Source organism: Microbacterium dextranolyticum (assembly GCF_016907295.1).
GTDB classification, from domain to species: Bacteria; Actinomycetota; Actinomycetes; order Actinomycetales; family Microbacteriaceae; genus Microbacterium; species Microbacterium dextranolyticum.
Window position 1 is genome coordinate 2,378,055 of sequence record NZ_JAFBBR010000001.1, and the last position, 18,283, is coordinate 2,396,337.

At 70.0% G+C, this 18,283-nt stretch carries 15 protein-coding genes; 6 read left to right on the forward strand and 9 right to left on the reverse strand.

Annotation, left to right across the window (positions count from 1 at the left end; genetic code table 11):
* Window positions 1–170: 170 nt before the first annotated feature.
* Window positions 171–989, forward strand: a complete 819-nt coding sequence (gene aqpZ, locus JOE64_RS10980) for an aquaporin Z (RefSeq protein WP_204964287.1) — start codon at window positions 171–173, stop codon at window positions 987–989.
* Between the two features lie 141 nt (window positions 990–1,130).
* Here the strand turns inward: aqpZ and katG are convergent, their stop codons facing one another.
* The 4 genes from katG to JOE64_RS11000 all read right to left on the reverse strand — a co-directional run bounded on the left by katG (window position 1,131) and on the right by JOE64_RS11000 (window position 6,760).
* On the reverse strand, window positions 1,131–3,404 hold the full coding sequence (gene katG / locus JOE64_RS10985; protein WP_204964288.1) for a catalase/peroxidase HPI: 2,274 nt from the start codon (window positions 3,402–3,404) through the stop codon (window positions 1,131–1,133).
* A gap of 64 nt (window positions 3,405–3,468) precedes the next feature.
* Window positions 3,469–3,933, reverse strand: a complete 465-nt coding sequence (locus tag JOE64_RS10990; RefSeq protein WP_204964289.1) for a Fur family transcriptional regulator — start codon at window positions 3,931–3,933, stop codon at window positions 3,469–3,471.
* A 908-nt stretch (window positions 3,934–4,841) separates the two neighbouring features.
* Window positions 4,842–5,831, reverse strand: a complete 990-nt coding sequence (locus tag JOE64_RS14805) for a DUF559 domain-containing protein (protein WP_204964290.1) — start codon at window positions 5,829–5,831, stop codon at window positions 4,842–4,844.
* Between the two features lie 722 nt (window positions 5,832–6,553).
* Window positions 6,554–6,760, reverse strand: a complete 207-nt coding sequence (locus JOE64_RS11000; protein ID WP_204964291.1) for a DUF3499 family protein — start codon at window positions 6,758–6,760, stop codon at window positions 6,554–6,556.
* Window positions 6,761–6,880: 120 nt separating this feature from the next.
* Here JOE64_RS11000 and JOE64_RS11005 point away from each other — a divergent pair, with 120 nt between their 5' ends.
* Window positions 6,881–7,315 (forward strand): metallopeptidase family protein, encoded by a 435-nt coding sequence (locus tag JOE64_RS11005; protein WP_204964292.1) that lies wholly within the window; start codon window positions 6,881–6,883, stop codon window positions 7,313–7,315.
* Window positions 7,316–7,485: 170 nt separating this feature from the next.
* Here JOE64_RS11005 and JOE64_RS11010 read toward each other — a convergent pair whose 3' ends face one another.
* From JOE64_RS11010 to manA, 4 genes are all read right to left on the reverse strand, one after another.
* A complete protein-coding gene (locus JOE64_RS11010; RefSeq protein ID WP_204964293.1) occupies window positions 7,486–8,886 on the reverse strand; it encodes a DUF5719 family protein in 1,401 nt (466 codons plus the stop codon).
* Entirely contained in the window at window positions 8,883–11,795 is a 2,913-nt protein-coding gene (locus tag JOE64_RS11015) for a glycosyltransferase (protein ID WP_204964294.1), read from the reverse strand. Before JOE64_RS11015 ends, JOE64_RS11010 begins: the two co-directional genes overlap by 4 nt.
* 128 nt (window positions 11,796–11,923) lie before the next feature.
* Window positions 11,924–12,241, reverse strand: a complete 318-nt coding sequence (locus JOE64_RS11020; protein WP_204964295.1) for a WhiB family transcriptional regulator — start codon at window positions 12,239–12,241, stop codon at window positions 11,924–11,926.
* 168 nt (window positions 12,242–12,409) lie between these two features.
* Entirely contained in the window at window positions 12,410–13,576 is a 1,167-nt protein-coding gene (manA, locus tag JOE64_RS11025; protein WP_204964296.1) for a mannose-6-phosphate isomerase, class I, read from the reverse strand.
* Between the two features lie 42 nt (window positions 13,577–13,618).
* Here manA and JOE64_RS11030 point away from each other — a divergent pair, with 42 nt between their 5' ends.
* A complete protein-coding gene (locus JOE64_RS11030) occupies window positions 13,619–15,022 on the forward strand; it encodes an O-antigen ligase family protein (RefSeq protein WP_204964297.1) in 1,404 nt (467 codons plus the stop codon).
* Between the two features lie 53 nt (window positions 15,023–15,075).
* A complete protein-coding gene (locus tag JOE64_RS11035) occupies window positions 15,076–16,104 on the forward strand; it encodes a glycosyltransferase (protein ID WP_204964298.1) in 1,029 nt (342 codons plus the stop codon).
* 61 nt (window positions 16,105–16,165) lie between these two features.
* Here the strand turns inward: JOE64_RS11035 and JOE64_RS11040 are convergent, their stop codons facing one another.
* The gene (locus JOE64_RS11040) at window positions 16,166–17,251 is read right to left on the reverse strand and encodes an acyltransferase (RefSeq protein ID WP_204964299.1); all 1,086 of its coding nucleotides are present in this window, start codon (window positions 17,249–17,251) and stop codon (window positions 16,166–16,168) included.
* Between the two features lie 91 nt (window positions 17,252–17,342).
* On the opposite strand from JOE64_RS11040, the gene JOE64_RS14895 reads away from it, so the two are divergent.
* Together JOE64_RS14895 and JOE64_RS14900 are read left to right on the forward strand one after the other, a co-directional pair.
* Window positions 17,343–17,732 carry an IS5 family transposase gene (locus tag JOE64_RS14895; protein WP_372432890.1) on the forward strand — a complete coding sequence of 130 codons (390 nt, stop codon included), beginning with the start codon at window positions 17,343–17,345 and terminating at the stop codon, window positions 17,730–17,732.
* Window positions 17,656–18,210, forward strand: coding sequence for an IS5 family transposase (locus JOE64_RS14900; protein ID WP_372432905.1), 555 nt, complete (start codon window positions 17,656–17,658; stop codon window positions 18,208–18,210). Before JOE64_RS14895 ends, JOE64_RS14900 begins: the two co-directional genes overlap by 77 nt.
* The last annotated feature ends 73 nt before the right edge of the window (window positions 18,211–18,283 follow it).

Genomic DNA, 18,283 nt, shown 5'->3' on the forward strand with positions numbered 1-18,283 from the left:
GCACGGGAACGGGAGGACGCAGGGATACAGTATCGGACCCCGCTGAAGACCAGCCGAGCGCCGCGGCACGTCGCGCACCCCGTGATACGCGCCGTCATATCTCCCACACGGATCGGCCCGGGTGGAGGACAATCACGATCACACGCGTCCCGCGATGAAAGGAACCCGTCATGAGCAGTGATCCGCGCCCGGACACGCCAATCGATCCCACCGAGCTGTCCCACACGCCGGCGCCGCCGGCGTCGGCCGACGCTCCCGCGACGTCGACCAAACTCATCGCCGAAGCCGCCGGAACGTTCCTGCTCGTCTTCGGCGGCGTCGGCACGGCCCTGTTCGCCGCCAACAACGGCCTGGCCGCGAACGGCTTCCCGGTCGGTGTGGGGTATGTGGGCGTGGCGCTCGCGTTCGGCCTCACCGTCGTCGCCGGCGCGTACGCGTGGGGGCCCATCTCGGGCGGCCATTTCAACCCCGCGATCACGCTGGGCCTCGCCGCGGCGGGCCGCTTCCCCTGGCGGGACGCACTCGGCTACATCATCGCCCAGCTCGTGGGCGGCGTCCTCGCCACGAGCGTCATCGTGCTGATCGGGCTGTTCGGTCCCGACGGATGGCTCTCGAAGGCACAGTCCGGCGGATTCGCCAGCAACGGGTTCGGGGCGCACTCCCCCGGCGGGTTCGGGCTCGGCGCGGCGATCATCGTCGAGGTGCTCCTGACCGCCGTGTTCGTCCTCGTGATCCTCGGCGTGACGCACGCGACCCGCGGCAACGCGACCACCGCCGGCCTCGTGATCGGCCTGACTCTGACTCTCATCCACCTGATCTCGATCCCGATCGACAACACCTCGGTCAACCCGGCACGCTCGCTCGCCGCCGCGATCTACGGCGGACCCGACGCGCTGGCTCAGCTGTGGGTGTTCCTCGTCTTCCCGATCGTGGGCGGACTCATCGCGGGCTTCGGGCACCGCGCTCTCTTCGAGCGCACCGCTCGCTGAGACCGAACGGCCGCCACACGACGCGAGGCCCTCTCCCGGATCGGATCCGGGAGAGGGCCTCGTCGTCTGACGGCGTCACCGCCGACGCGTCATCGCTGGGTCGGGACCCAGAGATGGGCGGCCTCAGCGATGCGCTCGGCCTCAGCGGTGCAGGTCGAACCGGTCGAGCTCGGTGACCTTGCCCCACGCCGCGGCGAAGTCGCGGACGAACTTCTCCTGGGCGTCGTCCGAGGCGTAGACCTCGGCGAGGGCGCGCAGCTCGGAATTCGACCCGAACAGCAGGTCGACCCGGGTGCCGATCCCGACCGGCTGGCCGGAGCCGTCCTTCGCACCGCGGAAGGCGTGCGAGCCGGGGTCGAGCGGCTTCCACGTCGTGCCGAGGTCGAGCAGGTTCACGAAGAAATCGTTCGTGAGCACACCCACCCGGTCGGTGAACACACCGTGGTCCGATCCGTCCCAGTTCGCGCCGAGAACGCGCAGGCCGCCGACGAGCACCGTCATCTCGGGCGCGGTCAGGGTCAGCAGGTTCGCCTTGTCGACCAGGTGGTACTCGGCGGGCATCGGGGCGAGGGGGCCCTGATAGTTGCGGAAACCGTCGGCGGCGGGCTCGAGGTAGCCGAACGACTCGACGTCGGTCTGCTCCTGCGTGGCGTCGGTGCGGCCCGGGTGGAACGTCACCTCGACATCGACCCCGGCATCCGCCGCCGCCTTCTCGACCGCCGCGTTGCCGGCGAGCACGATCAGGTCGGCGAGCGAGACGGTCACACCCGACGCGTCGAACTCGGCCTTGATCTGCTCGAGCACCGACAGCACCTTCTGCAGCTGGGCGGGGTTGTTGACCGTCCAGTCCTTCTGCGGTGCGAGGCGGATGCGTGCACCGTTGACGCCGCCGCGCTTGTCGCTGCCGCGGAACGAGGATGCCGCGGCCCACGTCGTCGCCACGAGCTCGGAGACGGTGAGGCCCGACGCCAGCACGCGCTTCTTCAGCTCGGCGGCATCCGCTGCCGTGATCTGCGTCTCGGCGGGCGCGGGCACCGGGTCCTGCCAGAGGAGCTCTTCGGCGGGCACCTCGGGTCCGAGGTAGCGGGCGAGGGGGCCCATGTCACGGTGGGTGAGCTTGAACCACGCACGGGCGAACGCCTTCGAGAAGGCCTCGGGGTCGTCCTTGAACTTCCGCGAGATGGTGTCGTAGGCGGGGTCGACGCGGAGGGCCAGGTCGCTCGTGAGCATGCGCGGCTCGCGACGACCGTTCGAGTGCGCGAGCGGCACCATGTCGGCGCCCCCGCCGTTGCTCGGACGCCACTGGTTGGCGCCCGCGGCGCTCTGGAAGAGCTCCCACTCGTAGGCGTACAGGATGTGGAAGAACTCGTTGTCCCAGCGCGTCGGGTGGTAGGTCCAGGTGACCTCGAGGCCGGACGTGATCTGGTCGTCGCCCTTGCCGGTGCCGTTGTTGTTCTTCCAGCCGAGGCCCTGCATCTCGAGGCCCGCGGCCTCGGGGTTGCCCTCGAGGTTCGAGTCGGGGGCGGCGCCGTGGGTCTTGCCGAAGGTGTGACCGCCGGCGATCAGCGCGACCGTCTCTTCGTCGTCCATGGCCATGCGGGCGAACGTCTCGCGGATGTCGCGCGCCGATGCCAGCGGGTCGGGGTTGCCGTTGGGGCCCTCGGGGTTGACGTAGATGAGGCCCATCTGCACCGCGGCGAGGGGGCGCTCGAGCTCGCGGTCGCCCGAGTAGCGCTCGTCGCCGAGCCAGGTCGTCTCGGGGCCCCAGTACACGTCGTCGTCGGACTCCCAGACATCCTGGCGTCCGCCGGCGAAGCCGAACGTCTCGAAGCCCATCGTCTCGAGGGCGACGTTGCCGGTGAGGATCATGAGGTCGGCCCACGAGATCGCCTGGCCGTACTTCTTCTTGACCGGCCACAGCAGGCGTCGCGCCTTGTCGAGGCCGACGTTGTCGGGCCAGCTGTTCAGCGGGGCGAAGCGCTGCATGCCGGCGCCGGCGCCGCCGCGGCCGTCGGTCACACGGTAGGTGCCCGCCGAGTGCCACGCCATGCGCACCATGAGGGGGCCGTAGTTGCCGAAGTCGGCCGGCCACCAGTCCTGGCTCGTGGTGAGCAGGTCGGCGATGTCCTTCTTGACGGCGTCGAGGTCGAGCGTGGCGAAGGCGGCCGCGTAGTCGAAGTCGGGGGCCAGCGGGTTCCGCGCCGGAGCGTTCTTCGCGAGGATCTTCAGGTTCAGCTGGTTCGGCCACCACACGCGGTTCGCCGAACCGCTCGTGGGGTGCGGCTGCGCGTGGATGACGGGGCAGGTCGCCGCCTCTTCGGCGCGGGCCTCATCGGTGTCGCTGACGGTGACGGACTGGTCGATGTCGGTGACATCCTCACCGATACCGGCGGTGCTCGGGTCGTGCTCGGTCATGCTGTTCCTTCCTCGGATGACGGATGGGGTCGGGTGTGGGTCGGTGGGGTGCGGATGCCTGAGGTCACGCGGTTCCGGGCGCGGCGGTCGCAGCGTGAGGCTCGGCCGCGCAATCGGCGCAGATGCCCCAGTACGTGACCTCGGCGGACGCGACCGTGAAACCGTGCGTGTCGGAGGGCTCGAGGCAGGGTGCGGCGCCGACGGCGCAGTCGACATCGACCACCGCGCCGCACGACGTGCAGACGAGGTGGTGATGGTTGTCGTCGATTCGCAGCTCGAAGAGCATCGGACGCCCCGCCGGCTCGATGCGCCGCGCGATGCCGGCGTCGGCGAAGTCCCCGAGGGCGTTGTAGACCGACTGGCGATTGGTGCCGGGCATCCTCTCCGCGATGCGCGAGAACACCTCGTCGGCGCTTGCATGCGGGGCATCCCGCAGGACGTCGTAGACCGCCGTGCGCGACCGGGTCACGCGCAGCCCCGCCCGTCGCAGCGCCTCGGCTGCGGGTTCGGAGATGCTGACGTCGTGCATGCTGCGAGTCTACCCTTGTTTTGACTTCATCAAAACAAGGACATCCCTCGTTCGATGATTGTTGACGCGCCGGACATCTTTCCTGTGCGGCCTCCCCCTGCCTCCCCGCGAGGCTCTCGTCGCGTTTCGCCATGCGGGCCTCGGGGCTCTCCCGCCTCACCCCAGCCCGCCCCGCCCCGCCCCGCCCAGCCCCGCCCCGCCCAGCCCCGCCCCGCCCAGCCCGCCCGCCCCGCCCAGCGGTTCGGGGTCGCGTCGTGCCGCTCGAAGCTCGCGCACGCGACACCTGGCGACCTCATACCCTCGCGCACCCGACATCGTGCGGCCCCGAACTCGGGCAGGAGGACGGGGGGGGAACCCCCGAGCCACCGCGGGCACGGCCAGAGGCGACCCCGAACCACCGGACGCACGGCCAGAGGCGACCCCGATGAACCCCGGACTTCGAACACCCGCGAGACACGGCCCCACACGGGTTCTGGGTCGCGTGAGGCCGCTCGGGATGGACGGGTGCGGCCTCTGGCGACCCCGAACCACCGGGCGCACGACCAGAGGCGACCCCGAACCTCGAACCACGAACCACGAACCACGAACCACGAACCACGAACCACGAACCACGAACCACGAAGCCACGAAGCCACGAAGCCACGAAGCCACGAAGCCACGAAGCCACGAAGCCACGGAGCCACGGAGCCACGGAGCCACGGAGCCACGGGCAGATGCGACCTCGTGCGAGTGCGGGGTCGGATCGCGCCGCCCCGGAACGCACGAGCGAGTCCCCCGACGACCTCGAACAACCGGGCAGACGAACAGATACGGCCCCGAATTCGACGGCCTCAGATCACACCCGACGCACGACGACGTCGCTCCCCGCGCTCGGCATGCCGCGGAGAGTCGCGACCCCGGGCGCTGCGTCAGACGAGCGGATGCCTCGCGAGGGCATCCCGCACGATCTCGACTGCTCGCGGGCGGTCGCCGTCGAGATGCCGCGCCGTGATGCGGACGACCTCCCATCCGGCGGCGGCGAGCGCGGCGTACTTGTCGAGGTCACGGTTCCATTGACGCTCGTTCAGCGCATGCTGGCGACCTTCGATCTCGACCACGACACGGTGGCCGCGGTACACGGCATCGCTGATCCCGATCCTGGCGCCGTGCCGGTCGAAGATCTCCACATCGAGTTCGGGTTCGGGAAGCCCCGCACGCGCAGCCGCGAGTCGAAATCTCGTCTCGAGAGGCGACATGCTCCCGACGCGAATGAGCTCGATCGCATCGAGCAGGTTCTCACGACCGCGCCGCCACGGCACGAGCGCAGCCGCGCGCAGATCGTCGATCGTCGCGTGCTGCGCTTCCGGACATGCACGCCCGTACGCATCGCGGGGCACCCGCACGATCGCGTCGCCGATGACAGTGAGCGCGTCAAGGTCGAGTGAGACACCGCTGAGCGCCCACGCCGAGACAGCGTCGGCGACGGGAAGACCTCCGACATCGACAACGCGAACAAGTCGGCGTGAAATCTTGACCCCGCGCACGCCCTGCGCACGAGCCGCATGCGCAGGCGGGTGTACGCCGACGGTCAGCGCTGCGCATTTCCATTCAGAGCGCAACGGCAGTCCGTGCGCCGCGAACGCCACCGCTCCGACGAAGAGGATCCCCGCGGGCGCGACGGCGCTGTATGCGGATGCCCGGCGCAGAAGCTCGCTTCCGATCGCCCTGTCCTGGGCGTACGGAACACCGCCCGGCGCGTCGAACGGGTCCGGTTCAGAACGGATCAGCCGCGCGCCACGAAACGGAGTCTCGAGGTCGCCGGCGCGCAGCCTTCTCCGGCTGACGCCCTGCGCGAGGGCCTCCGCGCAGGTGAAGCTCACGCCGAGGGATGCCGGCAACGCCCGAGGTCTGCTGCTCACGCCCCCAGTGTGCGGCGAGGCATCCGAGTGTCTCTGCCCGGATCGAGATCTCGTGGAGAGATTCGGCGAACAACCCGTTGGGGAGGGAGGCACCGCGGCGTTCGGCGCCGGCCGGAGGTCGGTCACCTCAGCAGCCTCGGGCAGCTCGAGCACCTCATCCACCTCGAGCACCTCGTGTACCTCGTGTACCTCGTGTACCTCGTGCAGCCTGAGCGTCCCGCCGAAATCGCGCGCGTTGCGGGTCGCGTGTGGTCGCACTCTTCGGCATCCACCGACAACACGAGACCCCCAACCACCGAACGAGGTCGCGCCACCGACAGCACGAGACCCCCAACCACCGAACGAGGTCGCGCCACCGACAACACGAGACCCCCAACCACCGAACGAAGTCGCGCCACCGACAACACGAGACCCCCGACCACCCGGCGACGTCCACCCACCGACAACACGAGACCCCCAACCACCCGGCGACGTCCACCCACCGACAGCACGAGACCCCCAACCACCCGGCGAGTTCGCGCCACCGAGAGCACGAGACCTCGAACACGTGGCGCGATGCGGCCCCAGCTCGCCGCTCGCTCCTCGGGTCCGCATCGATCTCCGAGACCATCGAGCCGCATGGGTGTGCATCCGTCGCCCGCGGCACGCAAGTTCAGGGCGTGCAGTGCTCCACGCCCGCATGGGGCCACCACGGGGTGCCGACGGCGCGCGGCCGGGAGGGATCAGACGCGCAGCGTCTCGTGCCGGACGACGAGCCAGCCCTTGGGCACCGAGAGACGCTCGGTGTGGATGCGGCACAGGTCGTGGGCGTGGGGGTCGCCGGCCGCGCCGAGCGGACCGACTGCGGCCATCTGGTCGGCGTAGTCGTAGGTCAGGGTCGTGACCGCTTCGCGGGCGCAGCCCACTTTCGAGCACAGTCTGGTTCGCATCACGTCCACGCTAGGGCGGTGCACCCGGGTCACGCGGATGCCGCGCCGCACGCACCTCGAAACGACGCCGGCCTCGCGCCTCGATCGGCTCGCACCGGCCCGGCAACCTAGACTGAACGCATGATCAGGCGGCGCGCGACGAGCACCCCGCGGCACCGACCGGCGCGGCACGGACGCCACGGGCGCGAGGATCGCAGCCCGGTCGTCCGCCCGCCGTTGCTCCCGCTGGAGACCCGCCAGGAGCGCTTCGACTTCTCGGTCGGCACCGCCGCGGAATTCCTCCGCAGCGCGTGGCCCGAACTGCGCGAGGTGCGCTTCGAGGTCGGCGCCATGCCGCCCGCATCGGATCGTGACGGCATCCCGCGGTGGAGCATCGACACCGACCGCAAGCTCATCGTGCTCTACCGCCTGCCGATCGAACGGCTCGGCGATCTGCACCGCGAGGACGACCTGCACCGTCGGATGGCCATCGAGGGGTGCGTCTTCCGCGCGGCCGCCGAATACCTCGACCGGGATCCGTGGGATCTCGGGCCGGAGCGGTTCCGCTATTTCTGACGCGCCGTCAGGCAGGACGCGGGCGCGTAAAGCTTCGACGTGCGACGGAGCGGGGCATCGTTCGAGAGCCGAGCCCGGCCTGAGGAGCCCTGCCTGAGGAGCCCTGCCTGAGGAGCCCTGCCTGCAGAACCCTGTGGAAACAGCCCGGTGCACGGAGCCCCGCGCCGCCGTCAGCGGGGGCGGACGACGATCGCCGAGGTCGCAGCGTCGCCCGGCTGCGCGGAGTACCCCGCGATCGCACCGTTCGCCGCGTACGACACGCTTGCGGCGAACGGCCCCGACTCGGAGGAGAGACGATAGACCGCGTCGGCGTCGACGGGTACCGTGGCCGAGCCTCCGGCGGGCACCGGGATCTGCCGCGCGTCGCTTCCGTCGGCACGGCTGAGGGTCACCTGCTCCGCGGCGCCATCGGGAGCTGCGAACGTGATTCTCGACGACGGCCCCGCCGCGACGGCGACGAGCGCCGGCTCGCCGAGCAGGTGCGCCGGCGTGAACCATCCGAAATCGCTGCCCTGCCCGAAGCCGGTGGTCGCCCAGACGGCACCGGTCACAGGCACCGTCGCGGCGACCCGGACGGTGTACGTGCCCACCGGAAGACTCCCGAGGTCCAGATGCAGGGGGACGCCCGCGATCAGGGGCACGGACTGGGTCTGCACGGCACCGGCACCGCTTTCCACGGTCACGGTAGCGGTGCCGGCGCCGTCCGGCGCGACCAGGCGCAGGCTCGTGGCGACGTTGCTTGCTCCTGCATCACCCGGCGGAACGACGACCGGCACACCCGGGATCAGGAGCGTCGTCGCGGGCGCACCGGCCGCCGAGACCTGGTCGACGCCGGTGGGTACGAGGCCGCGCGTGAAGCTCGTCTGCAGAGCGGCGCGCACCGGCGCCTGCGACGACACCACGTGCACGACCGGATTCTCCTCACCGAGGGCGAGTGAGGCGAGGGCCACGGTGCGCTGCGAGTGGGCCGCGACGACGATACCCTTGCCCGCTGCCGGAGCGGTGCGCCCCGTCGCACCGTAGACGGTGAGAGTGACCAGGGCGGGCACATCGCCCGGGTTGGCGAGCAGCACCAGGTCGGCGGCGCCCGTCGTCGCCGCACCTCCCACGAGCCAGGTCTCCGGCTGGGCGCGCATGCACGCGGAGGCCGCGAAGCCGCTCAGATCGGCCGCCGAGACACGCGCCGAGCCGGCAGCGGACAGATCGGTGCGGGTGCCGTCGGATGCCGGTGGCGCGCTCACCACCGTCGCACCCTCGCCTGCGGCGACATCGGTCTGCGTCAGCGAAGTCGAGGCCTCGGAACCGCCCGACGCGACGCCGGATGTGACGGCCTGCGCCGCGGCATCCGTCAGCAGTGCGGCCTGCGTCGAGTCGCGGCCGCTCGCGAGAAGCGGTCCCACGCACGCCGCGACCGATTCGGCCGCGGGCGGCTGGGCGTCGACCGCGACGACGTCGCGGGTCACGCTCGGGGCGTCGAACACGATGACGGCGCCCGCCGCGGCCACGACTGCGGCCGTGACGAGGGCCCCGACGACGTATCCGATGGCGCGGGTGCGGGGGGACGAGCTCATCGCGAGCCTCCCTCGGTGTCGGCCTGCGGATCGGTCTGCGGCTCGGCGCCGGGTTCGGGGGCGCCTGCCTCCGACGCGGCGATAGCAGGGGTCTTTCTCATCGCACGCGCGGGAGTGCGCCCCCCGGGGCGTGCCGCACGGTCACGTCCGACGACGCGCGGCCGGCGTCGTGCCTCGGCGAGCGAGTGGCGCGTCGGCACCGCGAGCAGCAGCGCCACCAGTACGACGCCGATCTGCACCAGAGCGATACGCCAGGCGCGACCCGAGTCGACGGGCGGCCGCTCCTGCACGGGGGTCGTCACGCGCCAGAGCTTGCCCTTGGCGGTATCGCCGACGATCTCGAGATCGTCGCGCTGGTCGAGGGATGCCTCGGCCTGCAGACGCATGCTCGCTGCGGCATCCGCGCTCGACGACGTCGGATCGGTGAGGAGGACGTAGGCGATTCCGTGCGCGGCGAGCTCGCCCACCGCCGATCCCTTCGGGTCGGAGACGAGCTGGGCCGCGAGAGCCGAGGAGACCTCGTCGCCCGGATCGGCGGCGAGGCGCGCGGAGCGCAGCGTCGTCTGGCCGCCCAGTGCGGCCGTCGATCCCCAGACGATGTCGGTCACCACGGCGCCGTCGCGGGCGGGGGTCAGCACGAACGTCGCCGTGCCGAGCCCGTCGCGTCCCTCTGCCTCGACGTAGGCGGGCAGCGTGCTCGTCGACGACGCGGAGATGGTGGCCGTGCCGCGCATCAGGGCGGTGAGGGCCGGAACGGCGCTGACCGCGAGGGTCGCCATGACGAGGACGGCGAGCGGTGCGCGGACGCGCGCCCGATCCGGAAGCGCGTCGAGCGCGAGCGCGGCGGAGCAGAGCGCCGCGAGCCAGTACAGGCTGAGCGCGGCGCCGGGCCAGAGGGTGACGGCGGACGTGCCGTCGGATGCCACGGATACGCCGATCGCGGCGAGGGCCGTCGCGAGGGCGCCGAGACCGGCGACGGCGAGAATCGCAGCCGGCAGCGTCCGGGCGATGATCGGGGCGGCCAGCGCGAGCACGAGCAGGGGCGCGACGAGAAGCGGTGTCCAGAGCGCGATCTGCGGACCGCTCAGCGCACCCCAGCCGTCGGCCCCGGGGAAGCCGAGAGCCACGTGGAGTCGACGCAGCAGGTCGGTGCCGGAGGGGTCGCCGAGAGGCAGGCCCGGATCGGCCAGGAGCGACCACAGGTCGCCCGTCGTGACACGCCGCCAGGCGAGCGGCGCGAACGCGACGGCGGCCGGAACGACGAGCCACAGCACGCGGGCGATTCCTCGGCCGTGCGCCAGGGTCGCCGTCAGGAGCAGGGCGATCGCCCAGCAGAGCACCAGGGCCGGGGCGAGAGAGGGGGCGCAGGCGACGATGACGGCGGCGATGAGCGAGCCGACGCCGGCGGCGCTCCAGGAGCGATGCGCCACGGTCGCGGTCCAGACCAGCCACGGCAGCAGAAGGTGGGCGATGACCACCGTCGGACGCCCGGTCATGAGGGCGTCGAGAAGGCTCGGCGCCAGGCACCATCCCACGGCCACGAGTGCGCGGACGACCGCACGGTCACTGAACCGCGTCGCGGCGAACCAGCCGCCGAGCGCCGCCAGCGGCATCGCCAGCAGCCACAGCGCGACCATGACGCGCGACGGGGCGGCGGGCCACAGCGAGCCGAGTGCGGCGATCACGGCGCTGAAGGGGTCGGCCGGGCCGATCGTCTCCCAGCCGAGCGGTCGGGCGCCGTACGCGGCATCCGCCCAGAGCGTTCCCAGCGTTGCGCGCAGGGGTGCCAGAGCGCCCCCACCCAGCACGGGCCACGTCACCAGCGAGAGGAAGGCCACGACGGAGAGCACGAGGGCGCCGAGCACGATCCAGGCACCCCCGCCGCTGAAGAAGCGCAGTTCCGCGCGATGCGTGTCTGCCGATCCCGCATCGTCCAGACGTTCGCGCAACGCGCGCTCGGTGACGCGCAACGGCGCGAGCTGCGCCCATGAGACGCGGCGCGTCGTGCGGATGCCGTGGCGCGTCCGCGCGACGGCGGCGACACGGACCAGGACGGTGGCGGCCGCCCCCCATTCGGGAAGGATCCGCGACGGGCGCTTCTCGAGCAGGGCGATGATCGTCCGCAGCACGGCCAGCGGCAGCAGGCTCAGCCAGTGCAGCGGCACGGCGGCAACCGGGGCGTAGGTCAGGCGACGGTGAAGCTGAGCGGTGCGCTGACGGTAGGCGGTGCGCATCGGCGAGGTCTCGTGGCGCGAGACCGACACGATCGCCGTCGGCGCGAGCACGACACGTCCTCCGCGCAGGCGCGCACGCACGCCGAGGTCGAGACCTTCGTCGGCCCCGGCGAGGGCACGGTCGAGACCGCCCAGGCCTTTCCAGGCATCCGCCCGGACGAGGATGCCGCGAACGTCCGCCCCGAGCACGTCTTCACCCGCATCATGCTGCCCCTGATCGCGTTCCCCGTCGGCGAGACCGATGGTGCGACCGAATCGCGTCATCGAGACGCCCAGCGAGACGATCCGCTTCTTCTTGTCGGCCCGCACCAGCTTGGGCGCCGCGAATGCGACCGACGGTGCCGTCTCGAGAGCGCCGGCCAGCCGGGCGAGGGCGTCGGGCTCGGGCGAGGAATCCTGACTGAGGATCCAGACCGCGTCCCCGTCCATCCGGCGCGAGCCGAGGGCGAGGGCATCGGCGAAGCTCGTGCCGCGATCGGCGGAGACCACGGCCTCGGCGGTCGAACCGGCGGCGATGGCATGCACCGCGGCATCCGCGTCGCACAGGATGATGGTGAGCGCATCGACCGGACGCGACTGCGCACGGAGCGCGTCGAGGGTCCGCTGCAGCTGGATGTCCGCGGACGCGCGCCCCTCGGGGCGCACGACCAGCAACGCGTGAACTCGGGAGGGCATGACCCCGTCAGCCTAAGCGGGTCACCTATGTGACCGAAACCGCCACGCCCGAACCCCGCGGATCGTCCCCGACCGGCATCTGCCGAGGGGCGCCGGCCCCTCTCAGCGGGCGGTGATGAGGGCCGCGCTCAGGCGCGACGCTTGAGCTTGCGACGCTCGCGCTCGCTGAGTCCGCCCCAGATTCCGAAGCGCTCGTCGTTCTGCAGGGCGTACTCGAGGCACTGGTCGCGCACGTCGCACGTGGTGCAGATCCGCTTGGCGTCGCGCGTCGAGCCGCCCTTCTCAGGGAAGAACGCTTCGGGATCGGTCTGTGCGCACAGTGCGTCCGCCTGCCAGGCGAGGGCGGCGTCGACATCGGCTTCCGCCGGACGGCGCACCCCGGGAACACCGAGGTTCACCGGGTCGACGAACCAGTTGTCGGGAACCCCGGAACGGTATTCGGCCATATCGTTCTTCCCTCTCGATTCGACGCACACAACACGCGTGTTGGGAATAATTACACCTCTGTCATTCCCGTGGGTCAAGTCGCGGATCGTAAACCCTCAAGGCGTCATTGAACCTTCACGGCGCGTCATCGGCGTGTCGCGCCCGCGCGACGGTCGTCGCCGCGGGCGTCAGATCGGTGCGCCGGGCTGGGCGACGAAGGCCTCGCCGGCGCCGGTGAGGACGAGGTCGTCGTCCGCTCCCCCGACGTACACAGCCTCACCGGGCGCGAGCAGCACGGACTCGCCTGCGGAGGCGACCGTGACTCGACCGACGGTCGCGAGGACGATGGCCGGGCCGCGCCGTGCGATCCGGTGCCCCTCACCCTCGAGCTCGGCGCGCACCAGGGCGAAATCGGGCACCGGCGGGGCGAACAGCTCGACGCCGGGCTCGAGCACCTGCGGCTCGACCAGGGGTGCAGGCCCGGTCGCGGGGTCGAGGACGCGCAGCAGCTCGGGCACGTCGACGTGCTTGGGGGTGAGGCCGCCGCGGAGCACGTTGTCGCTCGCCGCCATCAGCTCGACGCCGAGGCCGGACTGGTACGCGTGCAGAACGCCGGCGGGCGCGAACAGCGCTTCGCCGCGGCGCAGGACCACGAGGTTCATCAGGAGCGCGACGAACAGGCCCGCGTCACCGGGGAAGTCGCCGGCTGCGACGCGCAGCGAGGCGACCTCGGCGGCGAACGAGTCGCCCGTGGCGGTGTCGAGGGCCGCCGTCAACTGCGCGACGTCGGCGGCGGATGCCTCGGTCAGCGCCCACTCCAATGCGTTGCGGACCGCGGTCTCGTCCTCGGTCGACAGGAGGGCGTCGAGATGCGCGAGTGCACCGCCGGTCTCACCTTGTGCGTCGAGGAGCACGTGGAGGAGCCGACGCGTCGTTCCCAGCTCGCGGATGCCGACGAGCGCGTGGAACTCGTCGCTGAGGGCGACGATGATCTCGGGCTTGTGGTTGTCGTCTCGGTAGAGCCGATCGGCGGCGTCGCGGGCGATGCCGGCCGCCTCTTCGCGCGCGAATCCCTCCTCGGCCTGAGCCTTCGTCGGGTGGGCCTGGATCGACAGCGACGACCCGGCCGCGAGGAGCTTCAGAAGGTAGGGAAGAGGCTGCTCCCCCGCCGCGGCGAGGGCGACATCCAGAGTCTGTCCCGAGCCGCCCGTGACGAGTGACGGGTTGCCCGGGTGGTCGCCGTACCAGATCTCCGCCTCGGGGCCGCCGGTGGGCGTACGGCCGAGGAGCGCGGGGATCAGCTCCGTCGACCCCCAGGAGTAATCACGCGGGACGTTCGAGATGGGGATCAGCATGACCCTCAGCCTAGAGGCGGCCCACGGTACCCTGATATCACCATGCCCGTGCATACCAACCACCCCGTCGCGGCGCCGCCGTCCGCTCCGATCCGCGAGAAGACCGGGCAGCTGCTGCTTCGTGGATGGTGCGTCTTCGTCATGGCGGCCGCACTCGGTGGGACCTCGTGGCTGATGGCCGTGGGGGTCACCGGCGCCGGAATCGTCGCCGTCGGATCCACTCTCGTCTCGCTGGCGCTGTGGGTGCGACTGCGCCCCGAGGTGCAGTGGCGCCGCCTGCCCTGGTTCGCGCTGCTGTACGTGGCCTGGGCGGTCGCATCCCTCACCTGGACGGCGTACCCGGATGCCACCATGCTGACCCTCGTGCTGCTGCTGTCGACAACGGCGCAGGCGATGTTCGTCGGCTCGGTGCTGACGTGGCGCGAGATCGTGCGCGCGATGGCATCCGCCCTCAAATGGATCCTCGGACTGTCGATCGCCTTCGAGCTGTGGGTCGCCCTCGTCTGGGGCGGACCCATCCTGCCCGGCTTCGAGCGCCCGAGCGGTCACGTGGAGTTCGCCGTCGTCTTCTGGTCGCGAGATCACCTGTTCGACGGAGACCGCATCCAGGGGCTGTTCGGCGATGCCAACTCGCTCGCGTATGTCTCGCTGCTCGCCATGATCGTGTTCGCCGTGCGGTACGCCTCGCGCGCGCATCGGCGTGGCACGCTGATCGCATGGTTCGCTCTCGCCGCGTTCCTGTTCTGGCGCGCGAGTTCGGCGACCGCCACGCTCGCCGCGGTCGGTGTGCTCCTCGTCTTCGCCGCGATCGTGCTCATGCGCGGAGCCCAGACGCCGCGGGAGCGCGCGCGCTGGTACGCCCTCTTCTCGACGGTCGGCGTGCTCTTCATCGGCGTGCTCTTCTGGGGCCGACAGTGGGTGTTCTCGCTGTTGGATCGATCGTCCGACCTCAGCGGGCGCGAACGCATCTGGGGAGAGGTGTGGGAACGCGCCGTCCAGCACCCCCTGCACGGCTGGGGCTTCTCGACACCGTGGGTTCCGACCGATCCGCAGTTCGACGGCTGGATCGTCGATCAAGGCGAGACGGTGATGCAGGCGCACAACATGTGGGTCGACATCTTCTTCCAGCTCGGCGCCGTGGGCGTCTTCTGCACGGCTCTGACGACCCTCGCGTTCACCTGGCGATCCTGGTTCTTCGCCGTCGACCGCCCCCGCTGGGACCTCGTCGCGACGCGCCCGTACTCGCCCGTCACGCTCGTGTCGGCGTTGACCGCCACGGTGCTGCTCGTGCAGGGGCTCAGCGAGTCGTCGCCGCTCATGGGCTGGGGCTGGTTCTTCCTGATCCTCCTCGCCTTCAAGATCAAGCAGGCCCCGCTGATCGGCCGCGGACCGACCGAACAGAGGCTCGTCGCCGAGCAGGGCGAACCGGCCGCTGCGGCGCGCTGAGCGGTTCGGCTCACACCGTCGGCGCAGAGGCGCCACGGTACAATCGCTGTGCCATGTCGCTCCCTTCTTCTTCGCCGTCCCCCTCCGACGACGCCACCGCTTCTACCGTGCAGCCCCCCGCCGACGGGCAGCCGTTCGACCCCGCAACGGCGACGATCGCGATCGTGACGTACAACCGCTCGGCGCTGCTCACCCGCCTGCTCGACAGCATCACGGCGATGGATCCGAAGCCCGGTCACGTCGTCATCGTCGACAACGCGTCGAGCGACAACACGACCGAGCTGGTCGAGTCGTACCGAGACCGCCTCGGCACTGAGCTCGTCTACCGACGCCTCGACACCAACACCGGTGGGTCGGGCGGTTTCAGTGAGGGCATGCGCGTCGCGTACGAGCTCGGCTCGACGTGGATCTGGGTGATGGACGATGACGTCGAGGTCATGCCCGACGGCCTCGCGCGCATGGGCGCGTGGGCGCCCCGCTTCAAGTCGATCCAGGGCCGGCGCTACGACTTCGACGGCAGCGAGTTCTATTGGCAGTACCGCATCGCCGAACGCATGGGCATTCCCATCCCGTTCGCGCCGAGCGGCTTCGACGCCTCGGGATACAAGGAGATGAACTCCGGATGCTTCGAGGGCATGTTCATCCACCGCGACATCGTCGGGCAGATCGGTCTGCCCGATCCGCGGTTCTTCATCTATTGGGACGACCAGACTTACGGCTGGCTGGCCTCTCGCGTGACCACCTCGGTGATCGTGAACGAGTTCGTGCTGCGGCGCACGCGCGAGATCAAGCAGTGGGACATGGGCATCCGTCACATGAACGCGTCGAGCGACGCGTACCGGTACTACATCATGCGCAACCGCGCGATCATCAAGCGCTACTACCGTGCAGCCGGCGTCTACAACCCGGTGCTGTTCGGCCTGGGAACGACCCTCACCTTCGGCAAGGAGCTCATTCGACTGCTCCTCGTCGAGCGCACCGTTCGCGGCACGTCGAACCTCTTCCGGGGGCTGAGCGACGGACGCAAGATCGCGAAGGATGCCTCATGGCAGCCGATGCCGCCGCTGGTGGCCGGCGACTGACCCCACTCGTACTCGCGGCCGCCCGCGCAACGAACAGACGGCCAGAGGCTCTGAAAACGGCTCACGTCACCCGTTGCTGACTCGAGCGAATCAAAGCCACCCGATTGACCCATCGGGCTGGTAAAGGAAGCACGAAAAGTGCCTCTACAAGCGAGCTGCGCGCGCGAAGGAAGACTAGCGCGCTTCCGACTGCCAACGACAGGGCGACCCCTCCGAGGATGTGCCATTCCCACGCCCACACCTCATGTGAACCGAGCCACATCGTCCAGGCGATTTGCAAGGGGAAATGGCTGACATAGTAGACGATGGAGTTTCGGCCCAAGAATCGAGTCCAGGGCGTCGCGACATTCGGGACAGCGCGCGCCGTAACGATGAGGCCCCCTATCGCCACGAGGACGATGGGAGCGACCAACGGATCGAAATGACCGAAGATCATCGGCACGCGCTCATCGTAAATCTGGGCGACGTAGAAGGCTGCGTATCCCAACGCAACTGCCGCCGCTGGCCACCGCCAGCGAGGCCGATCCCACGCTTGTAGATAGCGCCGAACACGCCAAATCGCGTCTCCTGCGAAAAAGAATGCGGCAAGGAAGAAGAACTGCGTCCAATGCGTTGAAGGTGCAAGCACGGATGCGCCCCATGCAGCAGCGGGTGCCAGCCACGCGGGCGCGCGGCGAAGCAATGGCGCTATGGCATAGAACACAGCGAGATAGCACAGGAACCACAGCCACGTTCCGCCGAGCCAGAGCTTCCACGAACTCAGCTGTTCCATGCCTGCGACTGCTCCGTAGGCGAGTACCCAGACGAAGCTTGGCCAGACGATTCGCCGTAGTTTACCGAGGTAGTAGCGCCCTGGAGATGCTTCTAGAGACCGGGGCAACAGCATCCCTGAGAGGAAGACCAGAAGAGGCATCCTGTAAGGAAGCGCACCCACATCGATGATCATCACAGCGTCCGGCGGGGCCACGCCCGAGAACATCGCCGCAAGATCGATCGCGTGATGCAGCAAGACCAGTAGGATCGCCACTCCTCGGAGGAAGTCCATCCATCCCACCCTGCCTGCGATGATCGCCGCTCCATTCTGCTGGGTGCCGAGCGCCGGCCGTTCGAATCCCCAAGTATCGCACACGGCTTCTCGTTGGACCACGGCAGCTGCGGTAAAGCCATCCTGAGATTGATAGATGCACTAGGGTGTGTTGCTAAAGGTTGATTTGTGGCGCGCGGGTGACGCTTGAAGCGTGGCGCCTACTGAGATCTCCGATGAGGTGTGGGCTGTGATCGGCCCGTTGTTCCCTGTTCCGAAGGCGACGGGCAGGCCGCCGCTGGAGCGCCGTGCGGTGGTGGAGGCGACCGCATGGCGGTATCGGACGGGGGCTCCGTGGCGGGAGGTGCCGGAGCGGTTCGGGAACTGGAACACGATCTACAAGAAGTTCAACCGGTGGTCCGAGCAGGGCGTCTGGGCGCGCGTGCTCGAGAAGGTCCAGTCCCTCACGCATCAACGCGGCGAGTTGGACTGGGTGGCGTCGATCGACTCGACGATCGTGCGCGTGCATCAGCACGGCGCGACCCTCCGCCGGGACACAGGGGGCTCGGTCGAACTACAAGAAGTTCGGGCCGGAGCCTCCTGACCACGCGATCGGCCGCTCCCGCGGCGGGTTGACGACGAAGAACCATCTGGTCTGCGACGGGAGAGGCCGGGCTCTCGCGTTTGTGCTGACGCCGGGGCAGGCGGCGGACACGAGCATGCTGATCGACACGCTCTCCGAGGTCCGCGTAGCCGGCCGCACCGGCAGGCCGAGGTCGCGGCCGGACCGGCTGCTCGCGGACAAGGGCTACCCGTCGAAGGCGAACCGGGCCTGGCTGCGTGAGCACGACATCGCCGCCACGATCCCCGAACGCGACGACCAGATCGCCCACCGTCGGAAGAACCCCGGCCGTCCGATCGACTTCGGCCGCGAGCAGAAGGAACGCTACAAGGGCCGCAACGTCGTCGAACGCTGCTTCAACAGGCTCAAGCAGTGGCGCGGTATCGCGATGCGCTCAGACAAGACCGCCCGGAACTACCACTCCGCGATCTGCCTCGCCGCGACCCTCCAATGGGTTTAGCAACACACCCTAGTACCCGGGCGCAGCGGGCAGCCCGAGGTACTGTTCGTAAGTCGCAACACCCCCGTCGTGC